We start from the raw sequence: 18,768 nt of genomic DNA, 5'->3' as shown, positions 1-18,768 counted from the left end.
ATATGATGAAAAAAATTTTGCTTAGAGATATAAAAGGGGTAGGAGAGAAGACGGAACAACTTTTTGGACGGTTAAATCTTCAAACTACGGAAGATTTACTGCACTACTATCCCCGTAATTATGAGGTGTACGCTCCTGCTGTGCCGATTGGACAGCTGAAAGAGAATGCGGTTCAGACTGTGGCGGGATTTATTGCCTCAAAGGCGGCGAGTGCACAGGTTCGAAATTTAAATATACTGACGACGAGTATTGTGAGCGAGGGTGAGAAACTCTCGCTTACCTGGTTTCATGCCCCCTATTTGAGGAAGACCTTGAAACAAGGAAGTTATTTTGTATTTCGCGGCAGAGTCGTGAAAAAGAATGGGCGTATGGTGATGGAGCACCCAGAAATTTTTACTCCGGCTGCCTACGAGGAGATTTTGAACCGGATGCAGCCGATTTATGGGCTGACTGCAGGGCTCACCAATAAGACTGTCACAAAATATGTGCGGCTGTTGTTGGAAAATCAAGCATTGGAAGGAGAATACCTGCCTCTGGATGTCCGCGAGAGATATCGGCTCGCAGACTATAATTTCGCAATTCAAAATATACACTTTCCCAAAGACAGAGATTCTTTGATTGCCGCGCGTTCCCGCCTGGTGTTCGATGAATTTTTGTTTTTTATCCTGTCAGTCTGGATGCTTAAAGAGAAGACACAGTCCGCTGTGAACTACTATCCCATGAAGCCAGTCTGGGAAACTGAGAAATTGTTGGAAAATCTGCCCTACCGTCTCACAAAAGCGCAGAGGAACGTTTGGCGTGAGGTGGAGCAGGATTTGTGTAGAGATCGTCTGATGTCCCGGTTGATACAAGGAGACGTAGGCAGTGGAAAAACGATATTGGCATTTTTGGCTATGATTTTGACAGCTCAAAACGGGTATCAGGCGGCGCTTATGGTCCCCACGGAAGTTCTGGCAGTTCAGCATTATAAGGCGCTGTGCGGTCTGCTCAGCGAACATGGCCTGGGAGACTGCCGCCCAATTCTGCTGACTGGCTCCACAACAGCGAAGGAGAAGAGGGAACGATATGCTCAAATTGCTTCCGGAGAAGTCAATTTGATCGTTGGAACCCACGCTCTGATTCAGGAAAAAGTAGAATACCATAAACTGGCGCTAGTCATCACAGATGAACAGCATCGTTTTGGAGTCCGCCAAAGGGAGGCACTGACCACCCGGGGAGCTGTACCCCACGTACTCGTGATGAGTGCCACACCGATTCCCAGAACTTTAGCGATCATTCTCTACGGTGATCTGGATATCTCTGTGATCGATGAACTGCCAGCCTCGAGGCTTCCCATAAAAAATTGTGTTGTGAACACTTCTTATCGGCCCAAAGCTTATCAATTTATGGAAAAACAGATTCTTATGGGCAGACAGGCCTATGTGATTTGTCCAATGGTAGAAGAGAGTGAAGGCTTGGACGTAGAAAACGTGCTGGAATATACTCAAAAGTTAAAAAGTATTTTTCCACCGGAGATTTCTATCTGTTCTTTGCATGGAAAAATGAAACCCAAGGAAAAAAATCAGATTATGGAAGACTTTTCGGCGGGAAAAATTAAAATCCTGGTCTCCACCACAGTCGTGGAGGTGGGAGTCAATGTCCCAAATGCCACCGTGATGATGGTGGAAAACGCGGAGCGTTTCGGTTTGGCTCAGCTTCACCAGCTTAGAGGTCGCGTGGGCAGAGGGACGGAACAGTCCTATTGCATTTTTATGCAGGGAAATGACAAAGAGGTATCGAAACGGCTGAAGATTCTCGGCCAGTCCAATGACGGTTTTTTCATTGCCTCCGAGGATCTGAAATTGAGAGGACCTGGAGATCTGTTTGGAATTCGTCAAAGCGGAGAAATGCAGTTTCAGCTCGCAGACATCTACCAGGATTCTGGCCTTCTAAAAAGTGCCAGTGAGGCAGCCAGAGATATTCTGGATTTAGACTCTTGTCTTGAATTACCGCAATATTTTAAACTCAAAGAAAAACTAGCAAAATATATGAAATATCAGCTGGAAAGTTTAGGACTTTAGTAAATCAGCCCATTGAAAAATGAGAAAAAACGTAGTATCCTAGTTTTGGAGAAATTAAGTTATCATTCCTTGTAAGGAGGCATTTTTCATGGCAACAAGAACAAAAAAGGCAGAGACGAAGGCTGCCACAACTACTGCGGCAAAAGCTGCTCCTGAAACTAAGACAACGGCTCAAGCTGCGGCTACACCGAAAAAGACGACGACTCGAAAAACAACTAGAAAAGCCGCTCCTAAGCTTAACACGGAGGTTTATATTCAGTTTTGGGGAAAGGAAGTTTACGCAAAAGATATCGTTTCCCGTATAAAAGATGTTTGGACAAATGAGATGGGTAAAAAAGAATCCGAGCTTTTAGATCTGAAGGTTTATATTAAGCCGGAAGAGAACGCAGCCCATTATGTGATCAACGGCGATACCATGGGGTGCATCAGTCTGTAAGATGCACGATCATACTTTTGCCGTGAGCAGTGTTTATGTGACATAGGAAAAAAGGATCTGTTGCCAAATACATCATGTATTGTGGATTTAGCAGCAGATCCTTTTTCAATTTTTGGTACTAACGTTTAGATAAATCGATTAGTACTGTCCGCCAGTCATCTGTCTTTCCTGGGCTTCAATCATCTTCTTAACCATATAACCGCCTACGCTTCCGTTCTGTTTGGAAGTCAGGTTTCCGTTATAACCGTCAGTCAGAGGTACTCCCAACTCGTTTGCAACCTCAAATTTAAAACGGTCTAATGCGCTCTTTGCTTCCGGCACTGCTGCGGAATTTGAAGAATTTCTAGCCATTGTTCATTTCCTCCTTGGTTGTTTGTTTTTTTGTTACAATCCTAGTATGTGACATTTCAAAAATAATACACTAGAAAATCTTTCATATATTAGAGAAAATTGTCAGGGCTCAAAATAGCAAGAAGCTGTGATTTAAATCTTGATTGATTTTATCACAGATTATTAATTTTGTATAAATTTCAAAAAATAATTGAACTTTATTTAGCTATTTGTTATAATGAGCCTGAAATGGAACAAAAAGTGGGGTGAAGACAAATGAATTTAGGTATCATTGCTCATAACAGCAAGAAAGTTTTAATCGAAGATTTTTGTATCGCCTATAAAAATATTCTCGCAAAACATGAGGTCTATGCCACGGGAACGACGGGCAGAAGAATTGAAGAAGTTACCGGACTCCATGTACATAAGTTCTTATCTGGCAGCATCGGCGGAGATAAGCAGTTCATGGAAATGGTAGAACGGGAAGACCTGGACATGGTAATACTGTTTTATAATCCTGCAATGATGGATGCCAAAGAACCGGACGTAGGAGCTATCGCCAGAAGATGCGATCAGTACAATATTCCGGTGGCAACAAACATCGCGACCGCGGAGCTTTTGATTCTCGGCTTGGCGAGAGGCGACTTGGATTGGAGATTAAATTTGAAATGAGAGTAATTGCAGGAAAAGCCAGACGGTTGCCGTTAAAGACGGTGCCTGGACTGGAGACAAGACCGACCACAGACCGGATAAAAGAAACTTTGTTTAACATTTTGCAGCCTAAGCTTTTGGACAGCCGCTTTTTAGATTTATTCAGCGGCAGCGGCGCCATCGGTATTGAAGCCCTCAGCCGGGGAGCCGCTTTGGCAGTGTTTATAGAAAAAAGTCCGAAGGCTGTCGGCTGCATTAAAGAAAATTTAGCCTTCACCCGCCTGCAAGAGCAGGCAAGGGTGATAAAAACAGATGTGTTCCAGGGATTGAGACAATTGGAAGGCGAAAAGCCTTTCGATTGTATTTTTATGGACCCGCCCTACGGCAAGGGGTTGGAGAGACAGGTTTTCGAATTGTTACAGACCTCCTCACTGATGAATGAAAAGACATTGGTGATAGCAGAGGCTTCTCTGGACACAGATTTTTCATATTTGGAAGATCTGGGAATGGTTCAGGAAAAACGCAAAGAATACAAAACCAATGCACATATTTTTGTGCGTAGAAAGTGAGAAAAATATGTCAAAAGCAGTGTACCCGGGCAGTTTTGACCCGGTTACTTACGGGCATCTGGATGTGATTGTCCGTGGAAGCAAATCTTTCGATGAAGTTATTGTTGGAGTTTTGCAGAATTCTGCAAAAAGTCCGTTGTTTTCTGTCGAAGAACGTGTTAATATACTAAAAGAAGCCACGAAGGAGCTCCCAAATGTGAAGATCTGTGCGTTTAACGGTCTCTCAGTAAATTTTGCCCGGGAACACCAGGCAAATGTGATACTGCGTGGGCTTCGAGCTATTACAGACTTTGAATACGAATTGCAGATGGCGCAGACCAACCGGGTATTGGCGCCGGATGTAGATACGGTATTTTTGACGACAGGATTGAAATACGCATACCTAAGCTCTACCATAGTCAAAGAAGTGGCTAGTTTCGGCGGAGATATTTCGAATTTTGTGCCGCCGCAGGCACTAGAGGCAATTCTGTCCAAAATGCAGCGTAAACCAACGAAATAAGGAGAGTGTACTATGAGCAGCAGAATTGAACAAATTATTGAAGAAATCGAAGAGTACGTAGACAGTTGCAAATATCAGCCTCTGTCAACCACAAAGATTGTGGTAAATAAAGAGGAAATTGAGGAACTGCTGCGTGAGTTACGTTTGAAGACACCGGATGAAATCAAACGATATCAGAAGATTATCAGCAGTAAGGACGCGATTCTGGAAGATGCCCAGACAAAAGCAGATGCAATCATTGCGGATGCTCAGGCAAAGGCGGAGGAGTTGGTAAGCCAGCATGAGGTAATGCAGAAAGCTTATGCCCAGGCAAATGAGACCATCAATGCCGCTAACAAACAGGCACAGGAGATTTTGGACTCCGCCACCCAGGATGCGAATAGTATTCGTCTGAGTGCGATCACTTACACAGACGATATGATGGCCAACATTGGAAATGTTCTCCAGAATACTTTAGACGATGCAGGCGCTAAGTATAAGGTGTTCCTGGATGCTCTTCAGAGTTGTCTAGATGTCGTAAATCAGAACCGCCAGGAGTTGGCACCTCAGACTGCACAGGCGGCTGCGATTTCCAACAACCTGTACGGAGACGAAGAAGACGATGATGTCTTAATGGACGAGTTGAGTGAGTAAAAGGTAACTCCAGGACAATCCAAAGGTGAGAACAAAGTTTAAAGCCTTTCCCGCCAAGTAAGGACGAAGTGAGAGATGGCTTTGGTTTAAGACGCCTTTGGTCTGGAATAAAATACAGATTCCCCCAAACGAAGTAAAGCTGAGCAGGAGTGAGAATTTCCACGGAAAGCTCAGGGTGGAGGCTGCAATCTGAGCAAGGCCCGTGGAGATTTCCACGGTTCCCAGCAGGAGGTATTTTCCCATAGGTGCTAAGTACCAGAATTGGTTTATGGCTTTTGCTAAGATGGAAAAAAGCAGTATGTATCCGCAGAGTTTGGTGATGGTTTCGAATCCATTCATAATGGAGGCATCGATGAGAGTACCCAGAGGGTATGTAGGGGATGTCTCCATTTTTTTATTTTTATCCTGTCTGTCGAAAGAGACACAAAATCTTTCGTTGTTGCTTTCCGTCCGGTAGTATGCTCGAAAAAAAAGGCTGCACAGGTAGTCCGAGAGGTATAAAATAGTGAACGAGGGCAGCAGAAGCTCTTCATGTCCTATACATTCTAGAACCACAAAGGTACAGATGAACATGGGACTTGCATTGTTTGCGAATGTAAGCAGGTACTCGGCTTCTTTTTTTGAAATGAATTTTTGAGAGTACAGATCAGCGGTGAGTTTTGCTCCCATGGGATATCCGCAGAGCAATCCCAAAAGATACGCGTAGGCTCCGTAAGGGCTCAGGCCCAAGATGGCAGCCCAGATTTTTCGAAATGGATTTAATATTTTTTCGATACAGTTAAAACGAATCAAAAAATTGGAAAGAATCATAAATGGTAGCAGTGTTGGCAACAGTGTTCGAAACCACAGCAAAAGTCCTTCTCGGGAAGCTTCTAGCGTCAGCTTTGGAAAGGCAAACATAAAGCCGAGAAGCAAAAAGACAGACAGTACGACGGCGCTCCGTTTTCCTGTCTCGCTGTGGCCTGGATGAGAGTATTGAGAGGATACCGATTTTTGCTCCATGGAGACTCCCATACTTTTTCTATCAATATATGAAACTTTTCAAAATACATGCAAAAAACAGGAGGTAGTCTATGTCAGTGTTGGAAAATTGTGAACCGAAAAGAGTATTTTACTATTTTGAGGAGATCAGCAAAATCCCCCACGGTTCCAAAAATACAAAAGAAATCAGCGATTATCTGGTCAGCTTCGCTAAAGAACATCAGCTTCGGTACGTCCAGGATGAATATGGAAATATTGTGATCTATAAAGCTGCCTCAGCAGGATATGAGAAGCTTCCTGCTGTAATTCTCCAGGGACATATGGATATGGTATGCGAAAAGGAAGCAGGGAGTAACCACGACTTTGAGAAAGACCCTTTGAGACTGAAAATAGAAGATGGATTTGTCACCGCTGAGGGAACCACCTTAGGGGCGGATGACGGAATCGCGGTGGCTTACGCACTGGCACTTCTGGAAACAGATTCCTATGCACATCCAGCCCTGGAAGTTGTGATTACCGTGGATGAAGAGGTCGGCTTGTTGGGGGCCCAAAATTTAGATGCTTCCTGCCTGAGCGGCAAATATCTGATCAACCTGGATTCTGACGAGGAGGGAATCCTGCTCACCGGCTGTGCAGGCGGTGTGAGTGCGATCTCGAGTATTCCTGTGAAGTACCGCAATGCATCCGGGTGTCTTTATGAAGTTAAAATTCATGGTCTGCAGGGCGGGCACTCGGGCATGGAGATCGGGAAGAACCGGGCAAATGCCAATATCCTCATGGGCAGGTTCCTCTACGGTTTAAAAGAGCAGCTTCCCTATGAACTGGCAGAATTAGAAGGCGGGCAAAAAGACAACGTCATCCCCAGAGAGTGCAGCTGCGCGCTGTTAATTCAGCCGGAAGATACCGAAATTTTGAAGGATTACGCGTGCCGGCTGACGGCAGAACTGCGAAAAGAGTATTCGGGTTCTGATGCAGGGATCTCTGTCTCGGTCGAATTCCAGGAAGAGACACAGATTGGTGTTCTGCATCCAGTAAGCCAGGAAAAAGTCTTGTTCTATCTGATGAATGTGCCAAATGGGGTTCAAAAGATGAGCGGAAATATCCCAGGGCTTGTGGAAACCTCCACGAATCTGGGTGCTGCAAGACTGGAAGAGGAAGTTTTTTATGCCAGCTGTGGGGTACGGAGTTCTGTCAACAGTGCAAAGTACGCCGTGTCTGATAAGATTGAGTATTTGACAGAATTTCTAGGTGGAGATTACAAGAAGGAAGGAGAATATCCTGCCTGGGAATATCGGGAACAGTCTCCTCTGAGGGAGCATATGATTGAGGTATATCAGGACATGTATCAGAAAGCTCCCAGGGTAGAAGCCGTCCATGCAGGATTGGAATGCGGATTGTTCTATGAGAAAATACCGGGATTGGACTGTGTCTCCACAGGCCCAAACCTCTGGGACATTCATACGCCGCAGGAAAAGATGGAGATTGCATCTGTCAGACGTGTCTGGGAGTATCTGATACAAGTTCTCGCGACTATGAGATAGTTTTTTGTCATATTTGATTTTCTCCGCACATATATATTTTAAAGTATGCGGAGGTCTTTCCATGATTAAAAAATTCATCCGTTTTTTCCTCCTGTTTTTTCTTTTATTATCTCTTTGTCAGGTGACGCTTTTTTACCTGAGAGAGCGCAGCCAAGTTTCTGGCCTGACAATTGACGCCAACGAGACGGAGGCTTTCCGGCGCCAGCAGCTGACTGGTCAGTTGGTGAAACAGTTACAAAGGGAAAAGATCTCCGCAGAACTTTTCCCTTTTGTGTTGGCTTCCACGATGGCTAAGGGGGATTTTTCACCTACAGAGCTCTCCTGGGATTTTGATCTCTATGAGAAATATAAACCACGTGAATTTTCCAAACTGGTACAAAGTTACTCTGCCATTTGGCAGGATTTAGAATACTTTCCTTTACCAAAAGAAAATGTCTCCTATGCGGACACCTGGATGGCACGCAGAAGTTACGGCAAAGACCGTCGACATGAAGGAACCGATCTATTTATTGAAAACGCTCAGGCGGGAGAGTACCCGGTCTATAGTATGACGGATGGTGTCGTAGAGCAGATCGGCTGGCTGCCCCTGGGCGGATACCGCTTAGGAATTCGCAGCGATCACGGCGGATATTTTTATTATGCGCATCTTTTTTCTTATTGGAAGCGCTATGAGATCGGGGAAGAGATCGCGGCAGGTGAGATCATCGGCTTTATGGGAAATACCGGCTATGGCGATGAGGGAACCTCCGGCAAATTCCCTGTACATCTGCACCTGGGTATTTACATCTCCACGGAGAACAAAGAGGAACAGAGCGTGAATCCATACTGGATTCTTCGCTACATGGATGAATAGTGTTACAATTCAGGTCGCTAATATCCCGCGAGGTGTTTTGGTACATTTTGTATAAAAATCCCGAGACATATTCGCACCAAACTGCTACTTACAGCAGTTTGTGTGCATCGCGAAGCGTGTTGCAGTTCACGAACTGCAAGAGAATGATCAGTAGCTGAAGAGTTACATATGGAAGGACAGGATTGAGGGTGGACTTGTCTATCTTGATCTGGTATACTAAATTATGTATGAGATTTATTAGGAGAGAGTCAAATGGAAATACAATTATGGCGCAGTATATTGAGCTCCTATGAGCTGGCAGTTCAAGAGCTGATTATAAAATTTGAACACTTAATCAAAGAATATCGGACCAATGACCGTTATTCTCCTATTGAAGAAGTCACGGGAAGAGTTAAAAGTATCTCTAGCCTATTAGAGAAGATGCAGAGAAAAAATATTCCCATGTTCAGAATGGAAGAGGAAATCGAAGATATTGCAGGTATCCGAATTATTTGCCAATTCGAGGAGGATATCGCTGAGGTTGCCCGGATGATTGCTGCCCGCAAGGACATGGAGATCAAAAGTGAAAAAAATTATCTGACTCATATGAAGGAGAGCGGCTACCGTAGTTACCATTTGATTATTTATTATACTGTAGAGACGATTTATGGACCGAAACGTCTTCAGGTGGAAATTCAGATTCGGACACTAGCCATGAACTTTTGGGCTACCATTGAGCACTCTCTTCAGTATAAGTACAAAGGAAATATGCCTCCCCATGTGACAGAAAGGCTGAGCAAAGCAGCCGATGCGATTATCGCGCTAGACCAGGAGATGTCCTCTGTGCGCAACGAAATCATGGACGCGCAGAATTCTTCTCAGATGCAGTCGAACCTGGTTTCCGATATTCTGAGCAATATTGAGAATCTCTATAAGCTGACAAACAAACGAGAAGTAGCAAAAATTCAGGATGAGTTTTTGAGGGTCTATGAGACGAAGGATTTGCAGCAGCTAGAGCGTTTTCATCGACAGTTGGATATTATCGCCGAGAGTTATCGTGCTCAGGCTGTGTCCACATCCATAAAATGAGAAAGAACACTTGGGTGATTACATATGTTAAAAGGAAAAAAAGCAGTTCTCTTTGATTTGGATGGAACCTTGGTGGATTCCATGTGGGTCTGGTCAGAAGTGGATATTCGATACTTGGGAGAAATGGGCCTTTCCGTACCGGCAGATCTCCAAGAAGAAATTGAAGGTATGGGGTTCACAGAAGTAGCAGAATATTTTAAAAAGCGCTTCCAGATTTCACAGGATATTGAGCAGATCAAAGAAACTTGGAATATTCTAGCGATGGATGCCTACCAAAACCAGGTTAAGCTAAAACCGGGAATCCGCTCGTTTCTGACGTACCTGAAATCTCAAAATATACGTACAGCAGTGGCATCCAGCAACAGCCGGGAATTGATTGAGGCAGTCTTAAAAAGTCATAGAATTGACCGGTATTTTGACTGTATTGTGACCTCCTGTGAGGTACAAAGAGGAAAGCCTGCCCCGGATGTCTATCTGGAAGCTGCGGGGCGATTAGGGGTGAAACCTGAAAATTGCCTTGTGTTCGAGGATATCGTAGCAGGAATCCAGTCGGGAAAAGCTGCCGGAATGACTACCTGCGCGGTGGAGGACGCTTATAGTTTGGCCCAAAGAGAGGAAAAGCGCAGGAGAGCGGATTACTACATAGAGTCTTATGACGAAGTTATAAAAGAAGCGTTAAAGGAGTGCTGAATGAGTAAATTTTTGCCGATGAGCCGGCAGGAAATGGAAGAACGCAAGATTGAGCAGATGGATTTTGTCTATGTGACGGGAGATGCCTACGTGGATCACCCGTCTTTTGGCGCTGCTATCATCTGTCGTCTGTTGGAGAGCAGAGGATATCAGGTGGGAGTGATTGCACAGCCTGACTGGAAAGATCCTGACAGCATTCGTATTTTCGGAGAACCACGCCTGGCTTTTCTGGTCAGTGCTGGAAATATGGATTCCATGGTTAATCACTATACCGTCGCAAAAAAACGCCGCCGTCAGGATGCCTATTCTCCGGGTGGAAAAATGGGACTTCGGCCAGACCGGGCGGTGATCGTGTATGGAAATCTAATTCGTCGAAGCTATAAACATACCCCGATCATTCTGGGGGGCATTGAAGCCAGTTTGAGAAGACTGGCTCATTATGATTATTGGGAGAATAAGCTTCGCAGGTCTGTCCTTCTGGATTCAGGGGCCGATCTGATTTCTTACGGGATGGGAGAACACTCTGTAGTGGAAATCGCAGAGGCTTTGGAAGCAGGAATCCCTGTGAAAGATCTCACCTATCTCCCTGGTACCGTTTTTCGCACGGATTCTTTGGAGAGTTTAGAAAATCCATGTGTCCTGCCTTCTTATAGCGAAATGCAAAAAGAACCGCTGGCTTATGCCAGGAGTTTTGCGGTTCAGTACCGCAACACAGACCCGTTTCACGGCAGGATACTGGCGGAAGACTATGGGACACAGGGATATGTGGTTCAGAATCCTCCGTCTCTTCCATTGACACAATTGGAGATGGATGATGTCTATGGACTGCCTTACCAAAGGACGTGGCACCCTCGCTATGACAAAGAAGGCGGAATCCCCGCGTTTTCGGAGATTAAATTCAGCCTCACCAGCAACCGGGGCTGTTTTGGCGGATGCAATTTTTGTGCGCTTACGTTTCATCAGGGGAGAATTTTACAGACTAGAAGCCATGAGTCTCTGATCGAGGAAGCAGCCACATTTACAAGAGATCCTGATTTTAAAGGGTACATACATGACGTGGGAGGGCCGACTGCAAACTTTCGTCAGCCATCCTGTGAAAAACAGCTCAAAAAGGGAGTCTGTCCCCAAAGACAGTGCCTGTTTCCAAAGCCGTGTCCGAACCTGAAAGCAGACCACCGCGACTACGTCCAGCTACTGAGAAAGCTGAGGGTTGTTCCTGGCGTAAAGAAAGTCTTTATCCGTTCCGGCATCCGCTTTGACTATGTTTTGGCAGACAAAGACAAGACCTTTTTGTCCGAGCTGGTCAGGCATCACATCAGCGGCCAGCTTCGAGTCGCCCCGGAGCATGTGTCAGATATCGTGCTCTCGTACATGGGAAAACCCTGCCATCAGGTATATGAAAAATTTCTTTTGGAATACAGCCGGGAGAATGAAAAGACGGGAAAAAAGCAGTATGCGGTTCCGTACTTTATGTCTTCCCATCCGGGCTGTACGATGAGGGAGGCGGTAAAGCTGGCGGAGTATATCCGGGATTTAGGTTTCATGCCGGAACAGGTACAGGATTTCTATCCGACTCCGTCTACCTTGTCTACTTGTATGTATTACACAGGAGTTCATCCTCTGACGATGGAAAAGGTCTATGTGCCAAAAGCTCCCCACGAGAAAGCAATTCAGCGGGCGTTGATTCAGTTTCGCAATCCTGCCAATGCAGAGTTGGTGCGCGAAGGGTTAAAAATGGCGGGACGGGAAGACTTGATCGGCTATGGGCCCAAGTGTCTGATACGCCCTAAAAAAGAAGAAAAACGCGCCGCTTCAAAGGCGACGGCAGGAGCAGAAAAGCCGAAGAAGACGGGCAAGAGAAAAACGATTCGAAATATTCACAAGAAGAAAAAAGCCTAGTCACAGTCGACTTGGCAGAAAGGCGGGTTACTTTGTCTCATAAAATTACGAAAGGTGACTATGGATACTTTAAAAAAGAAAAGTTGCGCCGTGCACTGGTGACGTTTGTGCTATTTTTGATACCACTGACCGCTTACTTTGTGGGCTGGGCATATTTTAAGACTAGGATGACCATCGTCACGGTCATCGTCGTAGTTGGATGTCTGCCTGCATGCAAGTCCGCAGTGTCGACGATTATGGTGCTGTTGCGTTCTTCCATGGATGAGAAGTTATATCAGCAAATTCGGGCACACCAAGGAAAGCTTCAGATGGCCTATGAGCTGTATCTGACCTCCTATGAAAAGAGTGGGGGAGTGGATGCGGTGGCAATCTGTGGAAATCAGGTGGTTGGATACTCCACGGATAAGAAGGCAGACCTCGCATTTTTGGAGAGACAGGTACAGCAGATACTTCAGCAAAATGGTTATGGGGTCAAGGTAAAGTTTCTCCGGGAACTGAAACCGTTTCTGGAAAGACTGGATTCTATGAATCTGCATCGGGAGAGTCTTGAGAAGGATATTAAGTTTAAACTGGACGAAAGATATCCGGACCTGACCCGGGATGAATTGATTAAACACACGATCTTGGCAATCTCACTGTAGGGAGGTGGCTATGCAGCAGATGGATATCAAAGAAAACGACGCGGGGCAGCGCCTGGACAAGTATCTGTCCAAGCTTCTGTTTAAGGCTCCCAAGAGTTTTCTCTATAAAATGCTTCGAAAAAAAAATATTACGTTGAACAAGAAGAAGGCATCCGGAAATGAGAAATTGAAACCGGGAGATCAGGTGCAGCTTTTCTTCAGTCAGGAGACTTTTGAAAAATTTTCCAGGGATGATTTTTATCCCACAGACGACCTTCAGCTAGAGATTCTCTACGAAGACAGCCAAGTCATGATTTTAAATAAGCCAGCAGGCATACTCTCTCAAAAAAGCCGGCCGGAGGATGTCTCCTTGGTGGAATATATGCTCAGCTATCTGCTCGAGAGCGGTCAGTTTACTCAGACGGACTTTCGAACTTTCCGGCCGGGAATCTGTAATCGCCTGGACCGGAACACCACCGGAATCGTAGCTGCCGGAAAAACCTTAGCTTCCCTGCAGTCTCTGTCCCAGATGTTTCACGACAGAACCTTGGAGAAGTATTATCTCTGTCTCGTCAAAGGAAAAATAATTAAGAAAAATTTTATCAAGGGATATTTGCATAAAGATACGAAATGTAATAAAGTAATAGTTAGCAGCGTTCCCATCAAGGGTGCTCAGCCGATAGAGACTTCCTATGAGCCATTGACCTCTAATGCAAAGTTGACGCTACTGAGGGTACATCTGATTACAGGGCGGACGCACCAGATTCGCAGCCATCTAGCGAGTATTGGACATCCAATTCTCGGAGACCCGAAATACGGGGATGCTTCCTGGAATCAGGACTATTTCAGAAGATACAAATTGCAGCATCAGGTGCTCCATGCGGTTCAGCTGAATTTTCCCGTTATGGAAGGGACTTTGGAACATCTTTCAGGGCGACATTTTTTTGCTCCGCTGCCAGCACAGTTTACTGAGATTCTCAGGCAGGAGGTCGGCGTACAGGAATTGTTTTTGGAAAGCGAGACGGCAGCCGCGGGAGCGTTTAAAGGAGAGTATAGACGATGAAAATATGGCAGGAAATATGGGAATACATCAAGATGATCATAGTCGTTGTCCTGGTGGTGTTGGTGATTAACAACGTGATTTTAATCAATGCTAAGATTCCGTCTGAGTCTATGGAAAAGACAATCATGACTGGCGACAGAATCTTTGGATTTCGGCTTTCCTATGGAATCAATTTGAAAATCGGAAGCTTTGAATACAGCCAGAAGTTTAGAGATCCTGAGCGTTTCGATGTGGTGATTTTTCGGTATCCAGATGATGAATCCCAGCTTTTTATCAAAAGGGTGATCGGTCTGCCGGGAGAGAAAGTGGAGATTAAGGATGGAGAGGTATACATTGATGGTTCTTTGACACCGTTAGATGATAGCTTTATTCCAGAAGCTGCGGTGGGGGATTTCGGTCCTTATGAAGTCCCAGAGGACTCGTATTTTATGCTGGGAGACAATAGAAACTGGTCGAAAGACTCTAGATACTGGAAGAATACTTACGTGACTTTCGATGAGATTGTGGGAAAGGCCATCATCCGCTACTATCCATCCATCAAACTGATTGAATAGTAAAAAGGAGACAGATAATGGGAACTTGGAATACCCGGGGGCTTAGGGGGTCCACATTGGAGGAACTGGTGAATCGTACCAATGAGCAGTATGCCCGTAAGAAACTAGCATTGATTCAGAAGATTCCGACTCCGATTACCCCAGTGCGGATTGACAAAGAACAGCGCCATATCACTTTAGCTTATTTTGAACAGCGCAGCACTGTGGACTATATCGGAGCGGTTCAAGGTATCCCTGTCTGTTTTGACGCAAAAGAGTGTAGGGCGTCCACGTTCCCTCTGGCCAACATCCATCCCCACCAGGTGCAGTTTATGGACGGGTTTGAGCAGCAGGGAGGCATTTCCTTCCTGCTGATTTTTTTCAGCGCGGACAACCAATTTTATTATCTGAGGCACAAAAGGTTGAAGGAGTTCTGGGAAAGGATGGAAGGCGGAGGCAGAAAGAGTTTTACTAGGCAGGAGCTGGAAGAAGAGTTCTATCTAGCCCCAAAAGAGGGACTTTTCATTCCTTATTTAGATGGTCTGCAAAGGGACCTAAAATTGCGGGATTGACTTTTTCAGCATTTTTTCTTATAATCTAACTAATTTGTTTTATGTGCTAATATAGTAGCGAGATAAAGTACTGAATTAACGGGAGAGAATGGATATGGAAAGAATTTTTCACACACCAGAGGGAGTCAGGGATATCTGCCAGGAAGAATGTCGGCAGAAACTGTTGATACAGAAAAAAATACGCAGAATTTTTCATCTCTATGGCTTTCAGGATATAGAGACGCCGACCTTTGAGTTTTTTGAGGTATTCAGCCGCGAAGTAGGTACCACTCCGTCGAAGGAGCTGTACAAGTTTTTTGACAGAGAAGGAAATACTTTAGTCTTAAGACCGGATTTTACACCGTCGATTGCGCGCTGCGCAGTCTCTTGTTTTCCACTCAATATGGAACCTGTCCGCCTTTGCTATGCGGGTAACACTTTTGTGAATAACTCCAGTTTTCAGGGACGGATGAAGGAAGCGACACAGATGGGTGCTGAGAGAATCGGTGATTCCAGCTCAGACGCCGATGCGGAGATGTTGGCAATGGTAGTGAACTGTCTGTTAGAGACGGGATTGCGTGATTTTCAAATCAGTGTCGGGGAAGTCAACTTCTTCAAGGCATTGTTGGAGGATGCAAAAAAAGACGATGAGATGGAACGAAAACTGCGGGAGCTGATTTCCAATAAAAACAATTTTGGTGTGGAAGAACTGATTCGGGGACAGAATCTTCCCAAAGAGTTGGAAAACGCATTCTTCCAGTTGCCCTATTTGTTCGGAGACGCCGAAATATTAAAAAAAGCCAAAAAACTTACTTCCAATCAAAGGGCAATTCGGGCGATTCACCGTTTGGAGGAGATCTATGAGATCTTGAAGTGTTATGGCTATGAAAACTATGTGACCTTCGACCTGGGAATGCTGAGTAAATACAGGTACTATACAGGAATCATTTTCCAAGCTTACACTTACGGTACTGGGGAACCCATCGTAAAAGGCGGACGTTACGACAACCTCTTAGAACACTTTGGAAAGGCTGCCGCCGCCAGCGGTTTTGGTATCTCCATCGACCAGCTTATGCTGGCTTTGAGTCGTCAAAACATACCTGTTACCGTCCCGGAGGAAGAAGAAATTATCTTAAGCTATACTATAGAAAACCGGAGAGACGCGATTGTCCAGGCGGTGAATCTGCGCAGGGAAGGAAAGCGCGTGATTCTCAAAAAGCTTGGTGAGGAGGGTATATGAGATATCTGACATTTGCACTTGGAAAAGGCCGATTGGCCAGCAAGACGCTGGAGACTTTCGAAAAGATTGGGATTACCTGTGAGGAGATGAAAGATAAATCCTCAAGAAAATTGATTTTTGTAAACGAAGATTTGAAGTTGAGATTCTTTCTGGCAAAAGGGCCTGATGTTCCCACCTATGTGGAGTACGGTGCCGCCGATATCGGAATTGTCGGAAAGGACACGATTTTGGAGGAGAATCGAAAGCTTTTTGAAGTCCTTGACCTGGGTTTTGGAGCCTGCAAAATGTGTGTCTGTGGACCTAAGAGCGCCTTGAAATATCTGGAAGGCGGACAGCAAATCCGGGTAGCCACCAAATATCCCAACATTGCCAAAGACTATTTCTATAATCAAAAACATCGGACTGTGGAGATTATAAAGCTGAACGGTTCCATTGAACTGGCGCCCATCGTAGGACTTTCTGAGGTGATTGTAGATATCGTGGAGACTGGGAGTACCCTCCGGGAAAATGGTCTTCAAGTTTTGGAGGAAATTTGCCCTCTGTCCGCGCGTATGGTAGTGAACCGTGTGAGTATGAAAATGGAAGACGAAAGGATACGCAGACTGATCGCGGACCTGAAGTCCGTGTTATAGAAATAGGAGGAAGAAAACGTGAAAACAGTGAGATTAAACCAAGAGACCATTGCATCCCTCTTGGATGACCTTCTAAAGAGGAGCCCCAACAGTTATGGGAAGTATGAGAATGCGGTGGCTGAAATTATATCCAATGTCCGCAGCAAAAAAGACGAAGCACTTTTTGCTTACACAGAAAAATTCGATCATGCGAAGATCACCGACAAGACTGTGCAGGTAACACAGCAGGAGATTGATGAGGCTTATGAGCGTGTGGAACCTGCTTTGCTAGAAGTAATCCAAAAGGCATTGGTAAACATTCGAAGCTACCATGAAAAGCAAAAACGCCAGAGCTGGTTTTGCAGCGACGAAAAAGGGACTATGTTGGGGCAGAAAATCCTTCCACTGCAAAGAGTCGGAGTCTACGTGCCTGGAGGAAAGGCGGTCTATCCTTCTTCCGTGCTGATGAACGTGCTGCCCGCTAAGGTAGCCGGGGTGGAAAAAATCATCATGACTACGCCTCCTGGGAAAGATGGAAGCTTAAATCCTTCCACCTTAGTGGCAGCAAAAGAAGCAGGAGTAGACACCATCTATAAAGTGGGAGGTGCCCAAGCTATCGCTGCTTTGGCCTACGGTACGCAATCTATTCCCAAAGTAGACAAAATCGTGGGACCCGGCAATATCTTTGTGGCTTTGGCGAAAAAAGCTGTCTATGGACAGGTGGGAATCGACTCTATAGCCGGCCCCAGTGAAATTCTGGTTTTAGCAGATGACACGGCGAATCCCAGGTATGTGGCCGCGGACTTGCTCTCCCAGGCAGAACATGATGAGCTGGCCTCTGCCATTTTGATTACCACCAGCGAGAAACTAGCCAGACAGGCAAAAGAACAGATTTCTGAATTTCTAAAAGTACTCTCCCGCAGGGAGATCATCGAGAAATCTCTGGATCATTTTGGATATATTCTCCTGGCGGACACTATGGAGGAAGCCATTGAAGCAGCCAATGCTATCGCCTCGGAACACATGGAAATCCTCACAGAAAATCCCTTTGAGGTGATGACAAAGATTCGTAATGCAGGCGCTATTTTTATTGGAGAGAGTAGTTGTGAGCCGTTAGGTGACTACTTTGCTGGTCCCAATCACGTACTGCCTACCAATGGAACTGCGAAATTTTTCTCTCCATTAGGTGTCGATGATTTTGTTAAAAAATCCAGCGTGATCTACTATTCCAGGGAAGCACTACATGAGATTCACCGTGATATTATTCAGTTTGCTAACTGCGAACAGCTGACTGCTCATGCAAATTCCATTGCTGTCCGATTTGAAAAGGAGGAGAAACAATGACCAGAGAGGCTTCCACTCAGAGAAATACCAGGGAAACTCAGATTAAACTAAAATTTCGTGTGGACGGTTCCGGTCAGACGGATATCGAAACCGGCATCGGATTTTTTGATCACATGTTAGATGGTTTTGCTCGTCATGGGCTCTTTGACTTATATATCCGAGTGACCGGTGATCTCCATGTGGACGATCACCACACCGTGGAGGACACTGGGATTGTTCTAGGAAATGCTATTCGGCAGGCTGTGGGAGACAAGAAAGGTATCCGTCGTTATGGAAGCTGCATTCTTCCCATGGATGAGTCCCTAGTCCTGTGCGCGGTGGACTTAAGCGGGCGTCCCTACTTATCTTTTGACGGAGAGTTTACCAAGGATAGGTTAGGGGAGTTGGACACAGAGATGATACGGGAATTCTTTTATGCGGTCTCTTACGCCTGTGGTATGAATCTTCACATCAAGGTTTTGACTCCTGGTAATAACCACCACATGGCAGAAGCCATGTTTAAGAGTTTTGCCAAAGCGCTGGACGCGGCAACTGTAAAGGACGAACGGATTACAGATGTCCTCTCCACCAAGGGCAGTCTGGAATAAAAGGGGAAA

The 18,768-nt window shown here is 45.4% G+C and carries 21 protein-coding genes; 19 read left to right on the top strand and 2 right to left on the bottom strand.

Annotated elements, in window-relative coordinates:
- Window positions 1–2 precede the first annotated feature (2 nt).
- The gene (gene recG, locus BLHYD_RS08445) at window positions 3–2,060 is read left to right on the top strand and encodes an ATP-dependent DNA helicase RecG (RefSeq protein WP_005945731.1); all 2,058 of its coding nucleotides are present in this window, start codon (window positions 3–5) and stop codon (window positions 2,058–2,060) included.
- A gap of 88 nt (window positions 2,061–2,148) precedes the next feature.
- Window positions 2,149–2,496, top strand: a complete 348-nt coding sequence (locus BLHYD_RS08440) for a DUF6465 family protein (RefSeq protein WP_005945727.1) — start codon at window positions 2,149–2,151, stop codon at window positions 2,494–2,496.
- A 138-nt stretch (window positions 2,497–2,634) separates the two neighbouring features.
- Here BLHYD_RS08440 and BLHYD_RS08435 read toward each other — a convergent pair whose 3' ends face one another.
- Entirely contained in the window at window positions 2,635–2,847 is a 213-nt protein-coding gene (locus tag BLHYD_RS08435) for an alpha/beta-type small acid-soluble spore protein (protein ID WP_005945724.1), read from the bottom strand.
- A 255-nt stretch (window positions 2,848–3,102) separates the two neighbouring features.
- Between BLHYD_RS08435 and BLHYD_RS08430 the strand changes: the two genes are divergently transcribed.
- From BLHYD_RS08430 to BLHYD_RS08415, 4 genes are read left to right on the top strand one after another with little or no spacing between them, the layout of a single operon-like run.
- The gene (locus BLHYD_RS08430) at window positions 3,103–3,498 is read left to right on the top strand and encodes a methylglyoxal synthase (RefSeq protein ID WP_005945721.1); all 396 of its coding nucleotides are present in this window, start codon (window positions 3,103–3,105) and stop codon (window positions 3,496–3,498) included.
- Window positions 3,495–4,046, top strand: a complete 552-nt coding sequence (gene rsmD / locus BLHYD_RS08425) for a 16S rRNA (guanine(966)-N(2))-methyltransferase RsmD (RefSeq protein ID WP_005945718.1) — start codon at window positions 3,495–3,497, stop codon at window positions 4,044–4,046. The genes BLHYD_RS08430 and rsmD overlap by 4 nt, the downstream gene beginning before the upstream one ends.
- A 7-nt stretch (window positions 4,047–4,053) precedes the next feature.
- On the top strand, window positions 4,054–4,545 hold the full coding sequence (gene coaD / locus BLHYD_RS08420; protein ID WP_021845768.1) for a pantetheine-phosphate adenylyltransferase: 492 nt from the start codon (window positions 4,054–4,056) through the stop codon (window positions 4,543–4,545).
- A 12-nt stretch (window positions 4,546–4,557) separates the two neighbouring features.
- Window positions 4,558–5,178 (top strand): hypothetical protein, encoded by a 621-nt coding sequence (locus BLHYD_RS08415; protein ID WP_005945713.1) that lies wholly within the window; start codon window positions 4,558–4,560, stop codon window positions 5,176–5,178.
- Here BLHYD_RS08415 and BLHYD_RS08410 read toward each other — a convergent pair.
- Window positions 5,155–6,180 (bottom strand): hypothetical protein, encoded by a 1,026-nt coding sequence (locus BLHYD_RS08410; protein ID WP_050769849.1) that lies wholly within the window; start codon window positions 6,178–6,180, stop codon window positions 5,155–5,157. The genes BLHYD_RS08415 and BLHYD_RS08410 overlap by 24 nt on opposite strands.
- 71 nt (window positions 6,181–6,251) lie before the next feature.
- Here BLHYD_RS08410 and BLHYD_RS08405 point away from each other — a divergent pair, with 71 nt between their 5' ends.
- The 13 genes from BLHYD_RS08405 to hisB all read left to right on the top strand — a co-directional run bounded on the left by BLHYD_RS08405 (window position 6,252) and on the right by hisB (window position 18,759).
- The gene (locus BLHYD_RS08405) at window positions 6,252–7,700 is read left to right on the top strand and encodes an aminoacyl-histidine dipeptidase (protein ID WP_260784506.1); all 1,449 of its coding nucleotides are present in this window, start codon (window positions 6,252–6,254) and stop codon (window positions 7,698–7,700) included.
- Between the two features lie 61 nt (window positions 7,701–7,761).
- A complete protein-coding gene (locus BLHYD_RS08400; protein ID WP_005945704.1) occupies window positions 7,762–8,553 on the top strand; it encodes a M23 family metallopeptidase in 792 nt (263 codons plus the stop codon).
- 252 nt (window positions 8,554–8,805) lie between these two features.
- The gene (locus BLHYD_RS08395) at window positions 8,806–9,621 is read left to right on the top strand and encodes a GTP pyrophosphokinase (RefSeq protein WP_005945702.1); all 816 of its coding nucleotides are present in this window, start codon (window positions 8,806–8,808) and stop codon (window positions 9,619–9,621) included.
- Between the two features lie 24 nt (window positions 9,622–9,645).
- The gene (locus BLHYD_RS08390) at window positions 9,646–10,311 is read left to right on the top strand and encodes an HAD family hydrolase (RefSeq protein ID WP_005945699.1); all 666 of its coding nucleotides are present in this window, start codon (window positions 9,646–9,648) and stop codon (window positions 10,309–10,311) included.
- On the top strand, window positions 10,312–12,210 hold the full coding sequence (locus BLHYD_RS08385) for a YgiQ family radical SAM protein (protein ID WP_005945696.1): 1,899 nt from the start codon (window positions 10,312–10,314) through the stop codon (window positions 12,208–12,210).
- Between the two features lie 32 nt (window positions 12,211–12,242).
- Window positions 12,243–12,851, top strand: coding sequence for a hypothetical protein (locus BLHYD_RS08380; protein ID WP_040350278.1), 609 nt, complete (start codon window positions 12,243–12,245; stop codon window positions 12,849–12,851).
- Between the two features lie 10 nt (window positions 12,852–12,861).
- The gene (locus BLHYD_RS08375) at window positions 12,862–13,893 is read left to right on the top strand and encodes an RluA family pseudouridine synthase (protein WP_005945690.1); all 1,032 of its coding nucleotides are present in this window, start codon (window positions 12,862–12,864) and stop codon (window positions 13,891–13,893) included.
- Window positions 13,890–14,447: a signal peptidase I gene (gene lepB, locus BLHYD_RS08370; RefSeq protein ID WP_005945688.1), complete on the top strand. Its 558-nt coding sequence runs from the start codon at window positions 13,890–13,892 to the stop codon at window positions 14,445–14,447. Before BLHYD_RS08375 ends, lepB begins: the two co-directional genes overlap by 4 nt.
- 17 nt (window positions 14,448–14,464) lie before the next feature.
- Window positions 14,465–14,998, top strand: coding sequence for a Holliday junction resolvase RecU (locus tag BLHYD_RS08365; protein ID WP_005945686.1), 534 nt, complete (start codon window positions 14,465–14,467; stop codon window positions 14,996–14,998).
- A gap of 94 nt (window positions 14,999–15,092) precedes the next feature.
- Window positions 15,093–16,217 (top strand): ATP phosphoribosyltransferase regulatory subunit, encoded by a 1,125-nt coding sequence (gene hisZ, locus BLHYD_RS08360; protein ID WP_021845772.1) that lies wholly within the window; start codon window positions 15,093–15,095, stop codon window positions 16,215–16,217.
- On the top strand, window positions 16,214–16,849 hold the full coding sequence (gene hisG / locus BLHYD_RS08355; protein WP_005945683.1) for an ATP phosphoribosyltransferase: 636 nt from the start codon (window positions 16,214–16,216) through the stop codon (window positions 16,847–16,849). The genes hisZ and hisG overlap by 4 nt, the downstream gene beginning before the upstream one ends.
- 18 nt (window positions 16,850–16,867) lie before the next feature.
- Window positions 16,868–18,172 (top strand): histidinol dehydrogenase, encoded by a 1,305-nt coding sequence (hisD, locus tag BLHYD_RS08350; RefSeq protein WP_005945679.1) that lies wholly within the window; start codon window positions 16,868–16,870, stop codon window positions 18,170–18,172.
- Window positions 18,169–18,759 (top strand): imidazoleglycerol-phosphate dehydratase HisB, encoded by a 591-nt coding sequence (hisB, locus tag BLHYD_RS08345; protein ID WP_005945676.1) that lies wholly within the window; start codon window positions 18,169–18,171, stop codon window positions 18,757–18,759. Before hisD ends, hisB begins: the two co-directional genes overlap by 4 nt.
- Window positions 18,760–18,768: the final 9 nt, after the last annotated feature.

Origin of the sequence: Blautia hydrogenotrophica DSM 10507 (assembly GCF_034356035.1) — a bacterium.
GTDB classification, from domain to species: Bacteria; Bacillota; Clostridia; order Lachnospirales; family Lachnospiraceae; genus Blautia_A; species Blautia_A hydrogenotrophica.
The sequence above is the reverse complement of the archived record's forward strand: the minus strand, read 5'-3'. Positions and strand labels throughout refer to the sequence as shown.

Coding starts and splice junctions, on each gene's coding strand:
- recG (WP_005945731.1), top strand. CDS start 3: ATGATGAAAAAAATTTTGCTTAGAGATATAAAAGGGGTAGGAGAGAAG.
- BLHYD_RS08440 (WP_005945727.1), top strand. CDS start 2,149: ATGGCAACAAGAACAAAAAAGGCAGAGACGAAGGCTGCCACAACTACT.
- BLHYD_RS08435 (WP_005945724.1), bottom strand. CDS start 2,847: ATGGCTAGAAATTCTTCAAATTCCGCAGCAGTGCCGGAAGCAAAGAGC.
- BLHYD_RS08430 (WP_005945721.1), top strand. CDS start 3,103: ATGAATTTAGGTATCATTGCTCATAACAGCAAGAAAGTTTTAATCGAA.
- rsmD (WP_005945718.1), top strand. CDS start 3,495: ATGAGAGTAATTGCAGGAAAAGCCAGACGGTTGCCGTTAAAGACGGTG.
- coaD (WP_021845768.1), top strand. CDS start 4,054: ATGTCAAAAGCAGTGTACCCGGGCAGTTTTGACCCGGTTACTTACGGG.
- BLHYD_RS08415 (WP_005945713.1), top strand. CDS start 4,558: ATGAGCAGCAGAATTGAACAAATTATTGAAGAAATCGAAGAGTACGTA.
- BLHYD_RS08410 (WP_050769849.1), bottom strand. CDS start 6,180: ATGGAGCAAAAATCGGTATCCTCTCAATACTCTCATCCAGGCCACAGC.
- BLHYD_RS08405 (WP_260784506.1), top strand. CDS start 6,252: ATGTCAGTGTTGGAAAATTGTGAACCGAAAAGAGTATTTTACTATTTT.
- BLHYD_RS08400 (WP_005945704.1), top strand. CDS start 7,762: ATGATTAAAAAATTCATCCGTTTTTTCCTCCTGTTTTTTCTTTTATTA.
- BLHYD_RS08395 (WP_005945702.1), top strand. CDS start 8,806: ATGGAAATACAATTATGGCGCAGTATATTGAGCTCCTATGAGCTGGCA.
- BLHYD_RS08390 (WP_005945699.1), top strand. CDS start 9,646: ATGTTAAAAGGAAAAAAAGCAGTTCTCTTTGATTTGGATGGAACCTTG.
- BLHYD_RS08385 (WP_005945696.1), top strand. CDS start 10,312: ATGAGTAAATTTTTGCCGATGAGCCGGCAGGAAATGGAAGAACGCAAG.
- BLHYD_RS08375 (WP_005945690.1), top strand. CDS start 12,862: ATGCAGCAGATGGATATCAAAGAAAACGACGCGGGGCAGCGCCTGGAC.
- lepB (WP_005945688.1), top strand. CDS start 13,890: ATGAAAATATGGCAGGAAATATGGGAATACATCAAGATGATCATAGTC.
- BLHYD_RS08365 (WP_005945686.1), top strand. CDS start 14,465: ATGGGAACTTGGAATACCCGGGGGCTTAGGGGGTCCACATTGGAGGAA.
- hisZ (WP_021845772.1), top strand. CDS start 15,093: ATGGAAAGAATTTTTCACACACCAGAGGGAGTCAGGGATATCTGCCAG.
- hisG (WP_005945683.1), top strand. CDS start 16,214: ATGAGATATCTGACATTTGCACTTGGAAAAGGCCGATTGGCCAGCAAG.
- hisB (WP_005945676.1), top strand. CDS start 18,169: ATGACCAGAGAGGCTTCCACTCAGAGAAATACCAGGGAAACTCAGATT.